A 16,328-nucleotide genomic window follows, 5' to 3' on the forward strand; every position below is an offset into this window, starting at 1 on the left:
CCGCGCACGACGCGTTTCAGGCGTCGATCCACTCCCGGCCGACGGATTCCAGCTCCCCGGCGCCGGACGTCACCGACGCCACCACACTCGCCAACTGCTCCGGGTCCCGAGCCGCGACCGTGAACACCGCCCGGTCCTCGTAGGACACCCCGAGCACACTCACCCCGCGACCGCGCAGTTCGGCATCGACACGGCCCGCGTTCCCGTGACCCACCGCGAGGGTGAACACCTCCCTGCGCTCCCGCGGCACCAGCGTCGCCGAGTCCAGCGCGACCGCGACGGCGCCCGAGTAGGCGCGCACGAGCCCGCCCGCGCCCAGCTTGATACCCCCGAACCAGCGCGTCACGACCACCGCCACGTTCACCACGTCGCGGTGGTGCAGCACCTGCAGCATCGGGACGCCCGCGGTGCCGCCGGGCTCGCCGTCGTCGCTCGACCGTTCGGCCCGCGACGCCGGTTCGTCACCGACGACGAACGCCCAGCAGTGGTGCCGCGCGTCCGGATACAGACGGCGTTGCTCGTCCGTGAACGCCGCCGCGTCGGCTACGGATTCGACGCGGCGCAGTGCCGCGAGGAAGCGCGAGTGCTTCACCTCCGTCTCCACGACGACGTCCCGTCCCGGCACCAGTGTGTTCGGCATACCTCCCATTGTGTCGATCGGTGCATACGCTGTTTCCAGTGCACCCGGAGACAGTGCATCCACGAACGGTGCATCCGAGCAGAATGGTGCATCCGACGACCGCAGGAGGATCGATGACATTCCCAGCGAGCCAGACATCAGATCAGAGTGGTGGCGGGTCGTCCAAGCTCGTGCCGGTGCTGTTGCCGGTGGCCGTCGCGGTACTCGGTGTGGTGAATTTCCTGTTCGGTCTCGCGCCGTACATGCGGATCGAATTCGGCGGGCACGTCGCGCTGTCGGCGTTCGAGTTCGGCTTCGCGGTGGTGCCGTTGGCGCTGCTGCTCCTCGGCGGGGTGTGTGCGGCCCTGTCGTTGTTGCCCGGTCAGGATCTGCGGGCTGTCGCGCTGGCCGCATCCGCGGTCGGATTCGTGACGTCGCTGTTCCAGTGGTTCCAGCTGCCCGACGACTCCGGCATCGCGTGGGGCGGCGTCGCGATCTTCGTGTTCGGGTTCCTGCAAACCGCGGTGGCGGTGGTTGCGCTGCTGTTCGGGATCGGCTTGCTCGTTCCCGCGGCACGGGCTGCACGGCCCGCCGCATACCCCGCAGAGTCGCAGTTCCCGCAACCCGGCGGGTACGGGCAGCAGGGCAATCCGCAACAGTCCGGCCAGTTTCCGCAGTACGGCGGGCAACCCCCGAGTCCGCAGTACGGCGGTCAGTCTCCGCAGCAGTACAACACCGGTCAGTACCCGAGCCCGCAGCAGTACCCGAGCCCGCAGCAGTTCACGAGCCCGCAGCAGTTCCCGGGTCAGCAGCAGTTCCCGGGTCAGCCCTATGCCGCGCAGCCGTACGGGGCCCATCCGTACGAGACCCAGCACTTCCCGTCCCCGTCGTACGGGACGCAGCAGTATCCGGTTGGGCAGCAGCAATATCCGAGCGGGCCGCAGCACCCGACCGGGGGTGCGCCGGAGGCGGCCGGTCACGAGGACGACACCGAACTGGTGCGCCCGGCCGACAGCGATCCCACCGTCGTGTCTCCGGCACCCGACGACGAGGACGCCACCCAGGTGTTCAAGCCGAACGACGAACAGCGGTGACAAGGTTCGGCGCGCCTGATCGCAACCACTCGTGCCGGGTGACACCCTCGACTCGATGACTTCGACGCTAGGCCGGAACTCCCGCCTCCCCACGAACCAGGACTCGACGGATCCGGAGCAGTTCCGCATTCTGCTCGGCACCGCGGCCCGCGTACCGGCCGTGACGATGGCGCTGATCGTGACGATCGTCGTGACGACGCTCGTCGCCGCCGGCAGCGACCTCACCGGCGTGTACGCGGCGACCGCGGGCGCCTGGCTCGGCCTGCACCAGGTCACGCTCACCATCGACGACACCGCGCTCGGTGTGCTGCCGCTGCTGCCGACCGCGGTGCTGGTGTGGCTGTCGGCCCGATCGTGCGCGTCGGCGGCAGACGCGATGGTCGTGCACAGCGGGTATGCACTCGACGGCCGCGACGCCGCGCGGATCACCGCCGCGACCCTCGCCGGACCGTTGGCCGTGACGGTCACCGCGCTCGTCGTTCTCCAGGACGCATCGAGCGTGCTGCCCGTCTCGACGCCGGACCCGGCTCGATCCCTGGCGTGGGTGACCGGGCTGTATCTGCTGTCGTCGCTGCTCGGCGTCGGATCGAGGATATGGCGTCCGCTGTGCGACCGGTACGGCGTGCCCGAATGGCTGGTCGACTCGGTCCGGCCCGCGACCCGCGCGGTGCTCGGCATGTTCGCGATGGGCGGGCTGCTCACCGTCGTCGGGATGCTGTGGTCGTGGCAGACCGTCGGTGACCTCCTCGCCCGGGGCGAGAACTGGATCGGTGTCCTCGGGTTGCTGATCGTCTCGATTCTGTATCTGCCGAACGTGATGATCGGTGCGGCCGCGATCCTGGCCGGCAGCACCGTCGAGTTCGGTGAGGTCCGGCTGAGCCTGTTCGAGGCGACCGGCGGCGACCTGCCCGCGCTGCCGGTGCTGGCCGCGATCCCGCCCGGACCGGCACCGTCGTTCTGGCCGGTGGCACTCGCGGTGCCGGCCACGGTCGGCGCGCTGCTCGGCCGGTACGTCGCCAAACGCAATCTCGAGGCGCAGGCGCGCGGCGAGTACGTCTCCGGCAGCGACGGAGCCCTGACCGTGCTGGCGGCCGCCGCCGAGGCCGGTCTCGTCACCGCGCTCGCGACCTGGGCGGCCGGTGGTCGGCTCGGATTCTTCGGGGTGGTCGGCGCCAACTGGTGGCTCGCCGGGGTTCTGGTGTTCGCGTGGTCGGGTCTGCTCGGGCTCATCACCGCGCAGCTGTTGCTGTGGCGGGAAGGCAAGCTGGCCGCGGCCGAAGCCGAGGCGGCGCGCGCGCCCGAGGACGCGTCCGCCGAGCCGGACGACTCCGAGGACTCCGACGAGGACGAAGCGACCGGCGACCTCGGCGCCCCGAAGGCAATCGAAGCCCCGCCCGCCGCGGACACGGAACCGGACACGGACACGGACACAAGAGCCGGCGACCCGGACGACACCGAGGTCGTCGATGCGGAAGTGGTCGAGGACGACGAGGAACCCGAGCCGAAACCGGACGAGAAGGACACCGGGGAGTCCGGCATCGTCGACGTCGAGATCGACGACGAGGCCGGCGACGGGGACCTGCCGAAAGGTCCCCGCAACACCAGCGACTAGGCTCTAGGCGGCCTATGGTCCGGCCGACCCCTCACGAGTCCAGGAGTAGAGCGCTGACCGCCTCGCGTGAAGTGTTGCCGCCCACCGCACCGACGCGGGTCGTCGTACTCGCCTCGGGTACCGGCAGCCTGCTGCGATCGTTGATCGACGCCACCCGTGCCGACGGCTACCCGGCCCGGATCGTCGCCGTCGGCGTCGACCGCGACTGCACGGCCCTCGACCATGCCCGCGATGCGGACATCGCCGGTTTCCGGGTCGCGTTGCGCGACCATGCCGACCGCTCCGCCTGGGATGTCGCACTCGCCGACGCGGTCGCCGCGCACGAACCGGACCTGGTGGTGTCGGCAGGTTTCATGAAGATCCTCGGCCCCACGTTCCTCGAACGCTTCGGTGGCCGCATCATCAATACCCATCCGGCGCTGCTGCCCGCGTTCCCCGGCGCGCACGCCGTCCCCGATGCCCTCGCCTACGGCGTGAAGGTCACCGGGTCGACCGTGCACCTCGTCGACGGTGGAGTGGACACCGGGCCGATCCTCGCGCAGGAACCCGTGCCGGTCCTCGACGGCGACGACGAGGAGACCCTGCACGAGCGCATCAAAGTTGTGGAACGACGGTTGCTGGCCGAGGTGGTCGCCGCTGTCGCAACCCGTGGAGTTGTATCCGATGGACGAAAGGCCGTGATCCCCAGTGACCGAACGTAAGACTGTGCGCCGCGCACTGGTCAGCGTGTACGACAAGACCGGACTGGTCGAACTCGCGACCGGGCTGCACCAGGCCGGGGTCGAACTGGTCTCCACCGGCTCCACGGCCGCGACGATCGCCGACGCCGGAGTCCCCGTCACCAGGGTCGAGGAGCTCACCGGTTTCCCCGAGTGCCTCGAAGGTCGCGTCAAGACGCTGCACCCGCGCGTGCACGCCGGCATTCTCGCCGACACCCGCAAGCAGGACCACCTCGAGCAGATCAAGGATCTCGGCATCGAGGCGTTCGAATTGGTGATCGTCAACCTGTACCCGTTCACGCAGACCGTCGCCTCGGGTGCCACCCCCGACGAGTGCGTCGAGCAGATCGACATCGGTGGCCCGTCGATGGTGCGTGCCGCCGCGAAGAACCACCCGTCCGTCGCGGTGGTCGTCGATCCGGCCCGCTACGACGCGGTCATCGAGGCCGTGCAGGCCGGCGGGTTCACCCTGCCCGAGCGCAAGGTCCTCGCCGCGCAGGCGTTCCAGCACACCGCCGCCTACGACGTCGCGGTCGCCAGCTGGATGAACAGCGGCTATGCAGTGCAGGAGGACGAGGGCGACAGCCGGTTCCCGGCGTGGGCCGGCGCGACCTGGACCCGCGCGAACGTGCTGCGTTACGGCGAGAACCCGCACCAGGCGGCCGCGTTGTACCTGAACGAGGGCGGCGAGCCGGGTCTGGCGCAGGCCGAGCAGTTCCACGGCAAGGAAATGTCGTACAACAACTATCAGGACGCCGACGCCGCGTGGCGGGCCGCGCACGATCACGACCGGCCGTGCGTCGCGATCATCAAGCACGCCAACCCGTGCGGTATCGCCGTCGCGGACACGGTCGCCGAGGCGCACCGCAAGGCACACGAGTGCGACCCGGTGTCCGCGTTCGGCGGTGTCATCGCCGTCAACCGTGAGGTCAGCGTCGAGCTGGCCGAGCAGGTCGCCGAGATCTTCACCGAGGTGATCATCGCCCCGGCGTACGCGGACGGGGCGGTCGAGGTGCTCGCCCGCAAGAAGAACATCCGTATCCTGCGGGCCGACTCCCCGAAGTCCGCGCAGATCGAACTGCGTCAGATCTCCGGTGGCCTGCTGCTGCAGGAGCGCGACCTGCTCACCGCCGACGGCGACACCGCCGCGAACTGGGAACTCGCGTGCGGTGAGGCCGCCGATGCGCAGACCCTCGCCGATCTGGAATTCGCTTGGCGCGCTTGCCGTGCCGTGAAGTCCAACGCGATCTTGCTGGCCTCGGCCGGGGCGACCGTCGGCGTCGGTATGGGCCAGGTCAACCGGGTCGACTCGGCGCGCCTCGCGGTCACCCGCGCCGGCGACCGTGTCGTCGGATCCGTCGCCGCGTCGGACGCGTTCTTCCCGTTCGCGGACGGCCTGCAGGTCCTCACCGAGGCCGGAGTCAAGGCCGTCGTGCAGCCGGGCGGATCGGTCCGTGACAACGAGGTGATCGACGCGGCCCGCGAGGCCGGCATCACCCTGTACCTGACGGGCGCGCGCCACTTCGCGCACTGAGCCCTATCGCACAGTGCCCTGTTGCGCACCGTGCCGGGCAGCCGCCCACCCGACGGGACCTGATGTCAGGCCGCGTACGGGTGGGCGGTTTCCTGTCGGTGGGACGCCTCGATGTCGGTGGTGCCCCGGCCGTCGGAGATGACGAGCCGGGCGGCGCCGCGGTCGAGCAGTTCCCGGATGAGATCGGCGGCGAGCGCGCCCTTCTCGGCGTCGACGTGGCGCAGATCGATCGTGATGGCGTGCCCGGTCAGGTCGGTAGGCAGGTCCTTCGGGACGGAGCCGGTGGCTCCCAGTCGCAACTTCATGTGTTTCTCCTTGCAATCGAAAAGAATGGGGATAAAAAAGGGCACCCGAGGCGGTGTGCCTGGGGTGCCCGAGAAGCGAGTCGGAAGTGACTCTATTCCCGGGAACGCCGTGCGGCGCAGTGGAAGTGGAACTCGGGTACGAATCGATACGTGCGCTTGCGATGTTGCATCGGACCGTACCTTTCTCGAGTATCCAGCGGGTTAACGGAGAACCATACCTCAATGACGCGGTTTTGACATCCCCAATTTATCGGAGGTGGGCTACAGGCCCCGCAGCCAGGCTTCGAAACCGTCGGTGAACTCCGCCGAATACGGCAGGTCGGCGATGTAATCGGCGCCGGTGGACTGCTGATCGCCGATGTCCTTGAGAACGTGGTTGGCGTTGCGCAGCCGCAGCGACGTCAGCTTGGTGTGCACGAGTGCGTCGTCGAGTGCATCGACGTCCTCGACGCGCAGCTGGATGTCCTTGTCGGAGACGGTGGTCAGCACGGGCAGTGCGCTGTCGATCTGCGCGGCGAGCATGCGCGGGTCCAGCGCGTCCTCCTCGGCGAGCGCCTTCGCGTTCGTCGGGACCAGGCCGGCGTTGCGCAGCGGCTCGGGCAGTCGCTCGCTGAGGGTGCCGTCGGCGCGCAGCGACTCCACCGCTCCGGTGAGCGCGACCCGCAGTTCGTCGGCGACCTGGACGGGCAGCTGACCGGCGGCGACGACCGCGTCGAGTTGCGCGTCGATCTGGGCGGTCAACAGGTCCAGCAGGCGCACCGCGAGCGGCTCGAGCAGCGCCAGACCCGCGACCGGCTCGCCGGCGTGCGCGAGGGAGAGCGCGATCAGTGCGCCCTCGCTGTGCCCGACGACGTACACGCGCTCGGGGTCGATGCCCGGCTGGTCCGCGAGAAACTGCAGACCGTCGCTGGCGGCGTCGATGAACGTGGAGAAGCCGAGATCGGCGACGTCCTCGACCTGGTACGGGCCGAGGCCGGTGAGGCCGCTGCCGAGCTTGTCGTAACGCAGGCTCGCGAACCCGTTGATCTCGAGGATGTCCGCGAGGTGACGGAGGGTGCCGATCGGGCCCGGCAGCAGCACGCTGTCGCCGTTGCGGTCGGTGGGGCCGCTGCCGGCGAGCAGCAGCACGGCGGGAACCGGGGTGTCACCGACAGCGGGTACTCGCAGGCTGCCGTACAGCGTCACGTCGCCGCTGGTGAAGGTGATCTCGGTTTCCGACATGCCCATGTGTCTATCAGAAGTGCCGGACATCGCGGCCACCGGAGGGCCCGAGTCGCTCAGGGAGTCACGCGGCCTGCTCGGTGAACGCTCCACGCCGGCTGCGGAGGCGGCGGTAGCCGCGGAACCCGAACCATGTGAGCAGCGCGAGCAGCGGGATGACCAGCAGCGGCAGCACCATCGAGATCAGCGACGTCACGAACGAGGTGGCGCTGTCGATCACCGACAGCACCGGGTTCCCGAGGCCCGCCGTCGTCGCGGTGCTCACCGCGCGCGTCCCCGTCTGCGCGGTGCTCACCGCCAGTGCGGTCGGTGCGCCGATGACGATGCCCGCGATCGCCGCCATCGCCGGATCCAGATCGGCGAACGCGGCCCACGCCGCGACCGTGCCCGCCACCGGCCGGGTGACGGTGCCGATCACCGACATCGCGTTGTCGACCAGCGGAATGAGATCGGCGAGGACTTCGACGACGGTCGCGATCGCCAGGGCGATCAGGGCCGCGGACGACCCGATCCACTGCATCGACTCGTTCAGGACGATCCCGAACCAGCCGAAGTGAACGGCGGCGCTGAGCATGAGCAACGGCAGGAATGTGCGCAGGCCGGTGGCCGCCGCCAAGCCGAGACCGAGCAGTGCCGCGAGGATCCAGATCTCCACGCCGGTGAGTGTAGGGCGGTGTGGCCGGCATGCGGATGGGTACGAGACACCCTCGTCCCGACCGGATGCCGAATCCGGCGGATACTCGTACCTTGGGTGAGGTGACGTCACCCACAATCAGGCCGTCCACCGTCGGTGAGCTGCGCGCGTCCGGGCACGTGCAGCGACCGGTCAAGGACGAGATCCGGCAGAACCTGCTCACCGCGCTGCGCGACGGCACCGACCCGTGGCCCGGCATCGTCGGATTCGACGACACCGTCGTCCCGCAACTCGAACGTGCCCTGCTCGCCGGTCACGACGTGGTGCTCCTCGGCGAACGCGGACAGGGTAAGACCCGGCTGCTGCGGACGCTGCCGCTGCTGCTCGACGAATGGACCCCGGTGATCGCCGGATCCGAACTCGGCGAGCACCCCTATGAACCGATCACCCCGGCGTCGATCCGTCGCGCCGCCGAACTCGGCGACGACCTGCCCGTCGCATGGCGGCACCGCAGCGAGCGGTACGCCGAGAAACTCGCGACCCCGGACACGTCCGTCGCCGACCTGGTCGGCGATGTGGATCCGGTGAAGGTCGCGGAAGGTCGCAGTCTCGGCGACCCCGAGACGATCCACTTCGGGTTGGTGCCCCGCGCGCATCGCGGCATCGTCGCGATCAACGAACTGCCCGACCTGGCCGAACGCATCCAGGTGTCGTTGCTGAACGTGATGGAGGAACGCGACATCCAGGTCCGCGGGTACACGCTGCGGCTGCCGCTGGACGTGCTGCTCGTCGCCAGCGCCAACCCGGAGGACTACACCAACCGCGGTCGCATCATCACCCCGCTCAAGGACCGGTTCGGTGCGGAGATCCGCACCCACTACCCGGTCGAACTCGACGACGAGGTCGCGGTGATCGAGCAGGAAGCGGTGCTGCAGGCCCGCGTCCCGGATTTCCTGCTCGAGGTGCTCGCCCGGTTCACCCGGCTGCTGCGCGAATCGACGTCGATCGACCAGCGGTCCGGGGTGTCCGCGCGGTTCGCGGTCGCGGGGGCGGAGACGGTGGCGGCCGCGGCCGTGCATCGCGGCGCCGTGCTCGGCGAGGACGACCCGGTGGCCAGGCCTGTCGATCTGGGCACCGTGGTGGAGGTGCTGCGCGGCAAGGTCGAGTTCGAATCCGGTGAGGAGGGACGCGAATTCGAGGTCCTCGAACACCTGCTGCGCCGCGCGACCGCGGACACCGCGCGGGAACGGCTCGCCGGTATCGACCTGGCGGCCCTCGTCGCGGCGATCGAACACGGCCGTCCGGTCACGACCGGGGATCGGGTCACGGCGAAGGTGCTGCTCGACGAGCTGCCGGAGCTGCCGGTGCTCGACGTCGTTGCTGATCGTCTCGGTGCCGACGACATCGGAACACGGGCTGCCGCAGTCGAGTTCGCGCTCGAGGGGTTGTATCTGGCCCGGCGTATCGCCAAGCACGCCGCCGACGACGGTACCGCGGTGTACTCCCGATGAGCAGGGGCGCGCGGTACGGGCCGTACGACGGCGGTGATCCGCTGGCGGCGCCGGTGGATCTGCGCGACGCGCTCGCCGCGATCGGCGACGACGTGCTCGCGGGCAGTTCGCCGCGGCGGGCGTTGCGGGAGCTGCTGCGGCGCGGGCACGGTAACATGCGCGGCCTGGATCGGCTTGCTGCACAGGCGAACCGGCGGAAGCGGGATTTGCTGAACCGCACCAACCTCGACGGCACTCTGCGGGATGTGCGCGAACTGCTGGATCGTGCGGTGCTCGCCGAACGCAAGGAACTGGCGCGTGCCCTCGACGACGAGGCGCGGTTCGCGGAGATGCGCATCGAGGAACTGCCGTCGTCGACCGCGCAGGCGGTGCAGGAACTGGCCGACTACGACTGGCGCAGCCCCGACGCCCGGCAGGACTACGAGAAGATCCGCGATCTGCTCGGCCGGGAGATCCTCGATCAGCGTTTCGCCGGGATGAAACAGGCACTCGAGGGCGCCACCGACGAGGATCGGCGCCGCGTCGGTGAAATGCTGCAGGACCTGAACGACCTGCTGGACAAGCACTCTCGTGGAGAGGATACGCCCGAGGACTTCGAGCAGTTCATGGCCGAGCACGGCGACTTCTTCCCGGAGAACCCGCGCAACGTCGACGAACTGCTCGACTCGCTGGCGCAACGCGCTGCGGCAGCGCAGCGGCTGCGCAATTCGATGTCGCAGGAGCAGCGCGACGAACTGGATGCGCTGGCGCAGCAAGCCTTCGGGACGCCGTCGCTGATGGAGCAGCTGAACCGGCTCGACGGGCACTTGCAGGCCGCGCGCCCCGGCGAGGACTGGTCCGGGTCCGAACGGTTCCGCGGTGATCAGGGGATGGGCCTGGGCGAGGCCACCGGGGCGTTGCAAGACATCGCCGAACTCGACGCGCTCGCCGAACAGTTGTCGCAGCAGTATGCGGGGGCCGCGCTCGACGACATCGATCTGGACACGCTCGCACGGCAACTCGGCGACGAGGCCGCCGCGGACGCGCGCACCCTCGCCGAACTGGAGAAGGAACTGCAACGGCAGGGCTTCTTCGACCGCGGCGCGGACGGGCAGTGGCGGTTGTCCCCGAAGGCGATGCGTCAGCTCGGGCAGACCGCGTTGCGTGATGTGATGAACCGGTTGTCGTCACGGGGTGGTCAGCGTGAGACCCGTCGGGCTGGTGCGATGGGCGAACCGACCGGTGCATCCCGGCCGTGGGAGTTCGGGGACACCGAATCCTGGGACGTGGTGCGCACACTCACGAACGCGACGTTGCGTGACCCCGGCCGGGTGCCGGTGCGGATGGCGGTCACGGACGTGGAGGTCGTCGAAACCGAGCAGCGGGCGCAGGCAGCGGTCGCGTTGCTGGTGGACACGTCGTTCTCGATGGTGATGGACGGTCGCTGGGTGCCGATGAAACGCACCGCGCTGGCGCTGAATCACCTGGTGTCGACGCGGTTCCGCGGGGATGCGCTGCAGTTGGTCGCCTTCGGGCGGCACGCGCGCGTCGTCACCCCGGCGGAGCTGGCCGGTCTGGACGGGGTGTACGAGCAGGGCACCAACCTGCATCACGCGTTGATGCTCGCCGGCCGGCACCTGCGCCGGCATTCGAATGCGCAACCGGTGGTGCTCGTCGTCACCGACGGGGAACCGACCGCGCACATCGAACCCGAAGGGTATGCGATGTTCGATTACCCGCCGAGCCCCCGCACTCTGGGTTTGACCGTCCGGGAACTCGACCATCTGGCGCGGCTGGGGGCGCAGATCACGATCTTCCGGCTCGGCGACGATCCCGGCCTGGCACGGATCGTGGATCGGATGGCGCGCCGCGTCGGCGGTCGGGTCGTCGCCCCGGACCTCGACGGCCTGGGTGCGGCGGTCGTCGGCGACTACGTGCGGTCCCGTCGGCGCTGACGCGCCCCGTGATGCTCCTATGAGTTGTCGACCTCGGCTTTGGGGTTGAGGACCCGGAAAATCTCGCGGGCAACAGCGCGTTTGAGACAGCGGATGATCTCGCGTTTGGTCTTGCCTTCGGCGAGGCGGCGTTCCCGGTAGGCCTGGGTGAGCGGATCCGTTTTCAGGCGTGAGAGCACGACCGTGTGCAAGGCACGGTTGGCCTGCCGGTCACCGCCTCGATTGAGGCGGTGCCGGCACCGCTGCCCGGACGACGCCTGGATCGGCGCCACCCCGCACAGGTTCGCCAACGCGGCCTCGGAGACGATCCGCTCCCGATTGTCGCCGACGGTGATCAACAGTTGGGCAGTCGTATCGAACCCGACCCCGGGCAGCTCGAGCAACGCCGGGGCAGCACGCCGGGTCAGCACCTGCAGGTCCCGTTCCAGGGCAGCGATCTCGCCGCTCAGGTGCTGGTACCGCACGGCGATCGACCGCAGCGCGATTTCCGTGGCCGCGGCCGCACCACCGGAGGCGACCGGCCCCGGCTCCAGGCTCGCGCACATGCGGATCAACCGGGCCCGGGTCAGGCCCCGCAACCGTTCCCGGACCTCGTCCGGGGCGGTGACGAGCATCGACTTCAGTGACGTCAACGCATCGCTGCGCGCCTTGACCGCGGCACGGCGCGTGTTGTGCAGCACGCGAATCGACTCGACGTCCCCGTCGCGGGACTTCGGGCAGGTGGTGGCCCGACCGGAGGCGACGGCCACCGCGGCGGCGTACGCGTCGACGGGATCGGACTTGCCGCGTCGGCGGCGGGCGGATCGGTCCGGGTGGTCGACCTCGACGACCGCCCACCCGGCCTCGCGCAGCGCGCCGGTCAGTGCGGCGCCGTAGCTGCTGGTGCCCTCGACCCCGACACCGGCGATCGCGCCGGCCGCCGACGCCCATGTCAGCAACCGGCGGTAGCCGTCGGCGGTGGTGGGGAACTCGCGGTCGTCGATCGGGCGGCCGAGGCGGTCGACCAGGGCGGCGTGGTGGGTGTCGCGGTGGGTGTCGACACCGAGGTAGACCTCGATGCTGACAGCGGTGTCGGTGTCGGTCATGCTGGACACGGTCATTCCCTTCATCAGGTTGGCCACGTATCGGTCGGGACCGGGTGGACAACACAGTGATGGGACTTGCTGGAGTCAAGCTCCTATCAGGTCACACCCGCCCGGCCGATCGCGTACTGCACGACCGGCCGGGCGGGGCCGACACATCACGAGAAGGACAACCGAGGCGTCAGCGCGGTTTCGGGTCAGGCCCCGCTCAACCGGACCACCCCAGTATCACTGCGTGGTTTCGGTAGTCCCCACTACCAAAACCACGCACGGGTCACGAGGGCAGGGCCCGCCAGGTGCTCGTCGCGGCGGCGGACAGCAGGGCAGCGGTCACCAGGAACACCGACGCCGTGCCCGCGACCCCCGCGACCGCGCCGGCCGCGAGAGGTATCGCGACCTGCCCGAACCGGTTGCCGGTCAGTCGCACCGCGAGGGCGGAGGCGCGGTCGGCCGGCGCGACGAGTTGCACCACCCACGTCATCGTCAGGGGTTGGCCGACACCCCAGAACATTCCGCAGATCGCGAGGAGCACTCCGATCACCCACGGATTCGGAACGAGCGGGATCAGCGCGACGGGGACGATCGTCGCGGCGGTCGCGGAGATCAGCAGCAACCGCCGCGATATGCGACGCAACGCCCACGGCAGCAGCGCGCGGGAGAGGATCGATGCGATCGTGCGGGCGGTGAGCAGCGCCGACACGAGCAGCACCCCGAATCCGAATTCGGCGCCGAGCAGCGGCAGGTACACCACCACCAGATCCACGGATGCGAGAACCACGAGGCTCGACAGCATCGCGGGTTTCATGCCGGGGGCGCGCAGCATCGACAACACCGACTGCGGTGCGTCGTCGTCGCTGCGGGCTTCGGGGTCGTCCGGTTCATGCAGCCCGATGACGAACGGCAGCGCCAGCGCGGAGATTGCGGTCATCACCAGCAGTGCGGGGGTGGTGTTCACGGCCGTCGGATCGCTCCCGCCGGTCGCGGCGATCGCTCCGGCGATGGGCACGCCCGCGGCCTGCCCGATCGACACCCCGAGGGTGATGCCGGCGAAGCCGCGGTCGAGGCCGTCCGGTGGCGAGAGGATCGACACGAAGGCCTGTCCCGACACCGTGACCAGCAGTTGTCCCAGCCCGAGCACGACGTTGCCGGCGCCCAGCACCGGCAGGTTCGGGCTCAGCGCGATCACCGCGGCACCGGCCGTTGTCACCACGACACCCGCACGCAGGATGCCCGCGGCGTGATGCCGATCCACTGCACGTCCGAGCTGGACCGCGGCGACGAGCGGCACGATCGCGTACAGCGCGGTGATCGCGCCGATGGTGGTGGCGTCGCCGCCGAGCGCGAGTGTCCGATAGGAGACGAGGACGCGAACGGACTGGAACGCGGCGTGCAGCAGCGCGGTCGCGGTGCACAGGTAGAGCAGCCAGTGGCGGGAGGCAGAGGGCATGGATCAGCCGGCCGTGACGGTGCGGCCGGCGAGCGGTGCCTGCAGCGGCAGTTCGAGGACGCCGGTGACGGCGATCTGGATGCACATGCGGTCCGCGGCCTCCGGGAGCATTCCGCCCTGCAGCGCGACGGTGACCGAGCTGCTCGTTTCGGTGACGGTCGCGTCGACGCCGTAGCACTCCGGGGTGCCGGTTTCGAAGTGCACGGCGATACCGTTGCCGATCGGCGACCACGACGTGATCTCCACCGGGTGCGGGTCGAGCAGGTCGGGGCGCGCGGTGAACGTGGTCGCGTCGGCGGGCGCGGGTGCCTGCGGCAGCGTCGGCACGTCGGCGTCGCCGGTCCCGCACGCGGCGACCGTCAGGACACAGGCGAGGATCGTCGGCAGGCGCATGAATCCCACGTTATGCGCCGATCTACGCGAGCAGTGCGGCGACGAGCCCGATAGCGGGAATCGATGCGAGGGTCGTCACGAGCGCCGCGTCGCGGGCCAGCACCATCCCGCGGCCGTAGCGGCTCGCGTACACGAACACGTTCTGGGCGGTCGGCAGGGTCGAGACGACGACAATGGCGAACAACTCGTGCCCGTCGAGGCCGAGTAGGAAACGCGCCATGAGATACGCGAGCACCGGCTGCACACCGATCTTGAGGACCGACGCCAGCGCGACGTCGCGACGCGGGCTCTGTCCCTTCTCGAGGACCTTCACACCCTGCAGCGACAGTCCGAACGCGAGCAGCGCCCCCGGGACGGATGCGCCGCCGAGCAGGTGGAACGGCTGCAGCACGGCGTCGGGCAGGCTCACCCCGGTGACCGCGACGATCAGGCCCGCGGCGCCGGCCAGCACGATCGGGTTCTTGAACGGCGCGGTCACGGTCTCCAGGCGGGACGCGCCGGCCCGCATCGTCGACAGGTCCAGGACGGTCAGCGCGATCGGGGAGAACAACACGATCTGGAACAGCAGCAGCGGCGCGACGAACGAGGCGTCACCCAGTACGAACACCGCGATGGGGATGCCGAGATTCGCGGAGTTCACGTACGAGGAGGCGAGCGCTCCGATGGTCAGTTCCGGCAGCGGTCGTCGGAGCCACAGCTTCGCGATCAGCAGGTACAGGGCGGCGATCGCGAACGCGGTCGCGGCGGCGACGTACAGGGTGGGGGAGAAGATGACCGACAGGTCGGAGGTGGCGAGTACGTCGAACAGCAGTGCCGGGGTCGCGACGAAGAACACCAGGCGGCTGAGCACCACCTGAGCCTCGGGGCCGAGCGTTCCGGTCCGGCCGAGGAGGAAACCGATCGCGATGATCACGAAGATGACACCGAACCCCGCAACCACGCCAGACACGGCGGTCGAGTCTAGTGATCGGGTCCCGATGACCCAGGTCACACCCGGTTCGGGTGCGCACCAGCTGCCGCGGGTGTCGTCACCGCGCAACTACTCGAGCAGTGGCGTGCCGTCGGGCGGTTGGTGGATCCGGGGGCCGGGTTGGGATGGTCGGTGGTCCGGGTGGGTTCGGAGCCGCGTACCCGGGAACGACGACGCCGCCCCGTCCGGATGCGGACGGGGCGGCGTCGGAGTGCTGTCCTACTTGCTGCTGACGTAGGGAAGCAGCGCCATCTCGCGGGCGTTCTTGACCGCGACGGCAACCTGACGCTGCTGCTGCGGGGTCAGGCCGGTCACGCGACGGCTGCGGATCTTGCCGCGGTCGGAGATGAACGTGCGGAGCAGGTTCACATCCTTGTAGTCCACGTACTCGATCTTCGCTGCGAAAAGCGGGTTCTTCTTGGGGCGGCGGCTCTCCTGCGCGCGTGCCTTCTTGGACGGTCCTCGCCTGACTGCCATTCGGTGCTCCTCACCAGCTCGACTTGTGGACGCCGGGTAATTCCCCGCGGTGGGCGAGCTCGCGCACACGCACGCGTGAGAGCCCGAACTTTCGCAGGTGGCCGCGCGGGCGGCCGTCCGCAGCGTCTCGATTGCGCAATCTTACCGGACTCGCGTCCCGGGGCATCTTCTGCAGGGCGGCCTGCGCGGCGCGGCGTTCGTCGTCGGTGCTCGACGGCCGTCGCACGATCTCCTTCAGTTCGGTGCGGCGCTGTGCGTAGCGGGCGACGACGAGCTTGCGCTGCTCGTTGCGGGCGATCTTCGATTTCTTGGCCACGGCGTTACTTCTCCTCGCGGAAATCGATGTGCCGGCGCAGCACCGGATCGTATTTGCGCAGGACGAGACGGTCGGGGTCGTTGCGGCGGTTCTTGCGGGTGACGTACGTGTAGCCGGTGCCGCCGGTGGAGCGGAGCTTGACGATGGGGCGGATCTCGTTGCGGGCCATCAGAGTCGCTCTCCCCGGGCGCGCAGGCGGGCCACGACCGCGTCGATGCCGTCGCGGTCGATGGTCTTGATGCCCTTCGCCGAGAGGGTGAGGGTGACGCGCCGGCCTTCCGAGGGCACGAAGTACGTCTTGCGCTGGATGTTCGGGTTCCAGCGGCGGTTCGTTCGGACGTGGGAATGGGAGACGGTCTTCCCGAAGCCGGGGGAGCGTCCGGTGACCTGGCAGTGCGCCGACACGATGTGTCCTTCCTCGCCGACACGCTGAGCGTAACGACAATCATTTTCGACAAAT

Annotated in this window: 18 protein-coding genes; 6 read left to right on the forward strand and 12 right to left on the reverse strand. The window is 69.5% G+C overall.

What is annotated here, in order from left to right:
• Window positions 1-16: 16 nt before the first annotated feature.
• Window positions 17-640: an IMPACT family protein gene (locus RZ1_RS07335; protein ID WP_072810527.1), complete on the reverse strand. Its 624-nt coding sequence runs from the start codon at window positions 638-640 to the stop codon at window positions 17-19.
• 113 nt (window positions 641-753) lie between these two features.
• Between RZ1_RS07335 and RZ1_RS07340 the strand changes: the two genes are divergently transcribed.
• Genes RZ1_RS07340 through purH form a run of 4 tightly spaced genes read left to right on the forward strand, consistent with a single transcriptional unit; the run spans window position 754 to window position 5,578 of the window.
• The gene (locus tag RZ1_RS07340) at window positions 754-1,713 is read left to right on the forward strand and encodes a DUF5336 domain-containing protein (RefSeq protein WP_072810674.1); all 960 of its coding nucleotides are present in this window, start codon (window positions 754-756) and stop codon (window positions 1,711-1,713) included.
• A 55-nt stretch (window positions 1,714-1,768) separates the two neighbouring features.
• Window positions 1,769-3,325 carry a cell division protein PerM gene (locus tag RZ1_RS07345; protein ID WP_072810677.1) on the forward strand — a complete coding sequence of 519 codons (1,557 nt, stop codon included), beginning with the start codon at window positions 1,769-1,771 and terminating at the stop codon, window positions 3,323-3,325.
• A gap of 14 nt (window positions 3,326-3,339) precedes the next feature.
• Entirely contained in the window at window positions 3,340-4,026 is a 687-nt protein-coding gene (gene purN / locus RZ1_RS07350; protein WP_083583563.1) for a phosphoribosylglycinamide formyltransferase, read from the forward strand.
• Window positions 4,013-5,578 carry a bifunctional phosphoribosylaminoimidazolecarboxamide formyltransferase/IMP cyclohydrolase gene (gene purH / locus RZ1_RS07355; RefSeq protein WP_072810528.1) on the forward strand — a complete coding sequence of 522 codons (1,566 nt, stop codon included), beginning with the start codon at window positions 4,013-4,015 and terminating at the stop codon, window positions 5,576-5,578. The genes purN and purH overlap by 14 nt, the downstream gene beginning before the upstream one ends.
• Window positions 5,579-5,643: 65 nt before the next feature.
• Here the strand turns inward: purH and RZ1_RS07360 are convergent, their stop codons facing one another.
• The 3 genes from RZ1_RS07360 to RZ1_RS07370 form a co-directional block, all read right to left on the reverse strand.
• Window positions 5,644-5,883, reverse strand: a complete 240-nt coding sequence (locus RZ1_RS07360) for a hypothetical protein (protein ID WP_072810530.1) — start codon at window positions 5,881-5,883, stop codon at window positions 5,644-5,646.
• A 261-nt stretch (window positions 5,884-6,144) separates the two neighbouring features.
• Complete coding sequence (locus RZ1_RS07365; RefSeq protein ID WP_072810679.1) at window positions 6,145-7,104, reverse strand: alpha/beta hydrolase; 960 nt, start codon at window positions 7,102-7,104, stop codon at window positions 6,145-6,147.
• Window positions 7,105-7,168: 64 nt separating this feature from the next.
• Window positions 7,169-7,759 carry a DUF4126 domain-containing protein gene (locus RZ1_RS07370; protein WP_072810531.1) on the reverse strand — a complete coding sequence of 197 codons (591 nt, stop codon included), beginning with the start codon at window positions 7,757-7,759 and terminating at the stop codon, window positions 7,169-7,171.
• A 101-nt stretch (window positions 7,760-7,860) separates the two neighbouring features.
• Between RZ1_RS07370 and RZ1_RS07375 the strand changes: the two genes are divergently transcribed.
• Together RZ1_RS07375 and RZ1_RS07380 are read left to right on the forward strand one after the other, a co-directional pair.
• Entirely contained in the window at window positions 7,861-9,249 is a 1,389-nt protein-coding gene (locus tag RZ1_RS07375) for an ATP-binding protein (RefSeq protein WP_072810533.1), read from the forward strand.
• Complete coding sequence (locus tag RZ1_RS07380; protein WP_072810535.1) at window positions 9,246-11,183, forward strand: vWA domain-containing protein; 1,938 nt, start codon at window positions 9,246-9,248, stop codon at window positions 11,181-11,183. The genes RZ1_RS07375 and RZ1_RS07380 overlap by 4 nt, the downstream gene beginning before the upstream one ends.
• 17 nt (window positions 11,184-11,200) lie before the next feature.
• On the opposite strand, the gene RZ1_RS07385 is transcribed toward RZ1_RS07380, so the two are convergent.
• The 8 genes from RZ1_RS07385 to rpmB all read right to left on the reverse strand — a co-directional run bounded on the left by RZ1_RS07385 (window position 11,201) and on the right by rpmB (window position 16,273).
• The gene (locus tag RZ1_RS07385) at window positions 11,201-12,268 is read right to left on the reverse strand and encodes an IS110 family RNA-guided transposase (protein ID WP_072810680.1); all 1,068 of its coding nucleotides are present in this window, start codon (window positions 12,266-12,268) and stop codon (window positions 11,201-11,203) included.
• Between the two features lie 271 nt (window positions 12,269-12,539).
• On the reverse strand, window positions 12,540-13,712 hold the full coding sequence (locus RZ1_RS07390; RefSeq protein ID WP_072810536.1) for an MFS transporter: 1,173 nt from the start codon (window positions 13,710-13,712) through the stop codon (window positions 12,540-12,542).
• Between the two features lie 3 nt (window positions 13,713-13,715).
• On the reverse strand, window positions 13,716-14,105 hold the full coding sequence (locus RZ1_RS07395; RefSeq protein ID WP_072810538.1) for a large secreted protein: 390 nt from the start codon (window positions 14,103-14,105) through the stop codon (window positions 13,716-13,718).
• Window positions 14,106-14,127: 22 nt separating this feature from the next.
• The gene (locus RZ1_RS07400; RefSeq protein ID WP_072810682.1) at window positions 14,128-15,054 is read right to left on the reverse strand and encodes an AEC family transporter; all 927 of its coding nucleotides are present in this window, start codon (window positions 15,052-15,054) and stop codon (window positions 14,128-14,130) included.
• Window positions 15,055-15,294: 240 nt separating this feature from the next.
• A complete protein-coding gene (gene rpsR / locus RZ1_RS07405; RefSeq protein WP_068161411.1) occupies window positions 15,295-15,552 on the reverse strand; it encodes a 30S ribosomal protein S18 in 258 nt (85 codons plus the stop codon).
• Window positions 15,553-15,562: 10 nt separating this feature from the next.
• Complete coding sequence (rpsN, locus tag RZ1_RS07410) at window positions 15,563-15,868, reverse strand: 30S ribosomal protein S14 (RefSeq protein ID WP_072810540.1); 306 nt, start codon at window positions 15,866-15,868, stop codon at window positions 15,563-15,565.
• 4 nt (window positions 15,869-15,872) lie between these two features.
• Complete coding sequence (rpmG, locus tag RZ1_RS07415) at window positions 15,873-16,037, reverse strand: 50S ribosomal protein L33 (RefSeq protein WP_003937781.1); 165 nt, start codon at window positions 16,035-16,037, stop codon at window positions 15,873-15,875.
• On the reverse strand, window positions 16,037-16,273 hold the full coding sequence (gene rpmB / locus RZ1_RS07420; protein ID WP_072810542.1) for a 50S ribosomal protein L28: 237 nt from the start codon (window positions 16,271-16,273) through the stop codon (window positions 16,037-16,039). The genes rpmG and rpmB overlap by 1 nt, the downstream gene beginning before the upstream one ends.
• Between the last annotated feature and the right edge of the window lie 55 nt (window positions 16,274-16,328).

This window comes from Rhodococcus zopfii NBRC 100606 = JCM 9919 (assembly GCF_001895025.1).
Taxonomy (GTDB): domain Bacteria; phylum Actinomycetota; class Actinomycetes; order Mycobacteriales; family Mycobacteriaceae; genus Rhodococcus; species Rhodococcus zopfii.

Excerpts from the sequence above, each read along its gene's own strand:
- RZ1_RS07335 (WP_072810527.1), bottom strand. The coding sequence starts at position 640 with ATGCCGAACACACTGGTGCCGGGACGGGACGTCGTCGTGGAGACGGAG.
- RZ1_RS07340 (WP_072810674.1), top strand. The coding sequence starts at position 754 with ATGACATTCCCAGCGAGCCAGACATCAGATCAGAGTGGTGGCGGGTCG.
- RZ1_RS07345 (WP_072810677.1), top strand. The coding sequence starts at position 1,769 with ATGACTTCGACGCTAGGCCGGAACTCCCGCCTCCCCACGAACCAGGAC.
- purN (WP_083583563.1), top strand. The coding sequence starts at position 3,340 with ATGGTCCGGCCGACCCCTCACGAGTCCAGGAGTAGAGCGCTGACCGCC.
- RZ1_RS07360 (WP_072810530.1), bottom strand. The coding sequence starts at position 5,883 with ATGAAGTTGCGACTGGGAGCCACCGGCTCCGTCCCGAAGGACCTGCCT.
- RZ1_RS07365 (WP_072810679.1), bottom strand. The coding sequence starts at position 7,104 with ATGTCGGAAACCGAGATCACCTTCACCAGCGGCGACGTGACGCTGTAC.
- RZ1_RS07380 (WP_072810535.1), top strand. The coding sequence starts at position 9,246 with ATGAGCAGGGGCGCGCGGTACGGGCCGTACGACGGCGGTGATCCGCTG.
- RZ1_RS07385 (WP_072810680.1), bottom strand. The coding sequence starts at position 12,268 with ATGACCGACACCGACACCGCTGTCAGCATCGAGGTCTACCTCGGTGTC.
- RZ1_RS07390 (WP_072810536.1), bottom strand. The coding sequence starts at position 13,712 with ATGCCCTCTGCCTCCCGCCACTGGCTGCTCTACCTGTGCACCGCGACC.
- RZ1_RS07395 (WP_072810538.1), bottom strand. The coding sequence starts at position 14,105 with ATGCGCCTGCCGACGATCCTCGCCTGTGTCCTGACGGTCGCCGCGTGC.
- rpsR (WP_068161411.1), bottom strand. The coding sequence starts at position 15,552 with ATGGCAGTCAGGCGAGGACCGTCCAAGAAGGCACGCGCGCAGGAGAGC.
- rpmG (WP_003937781.1), bottom strand. The coding sequence starts at position 16,037 with ATGGCCCGCAACGAGATCCGCCCCATCGTCAAGCTCCGCTCCACCGGC.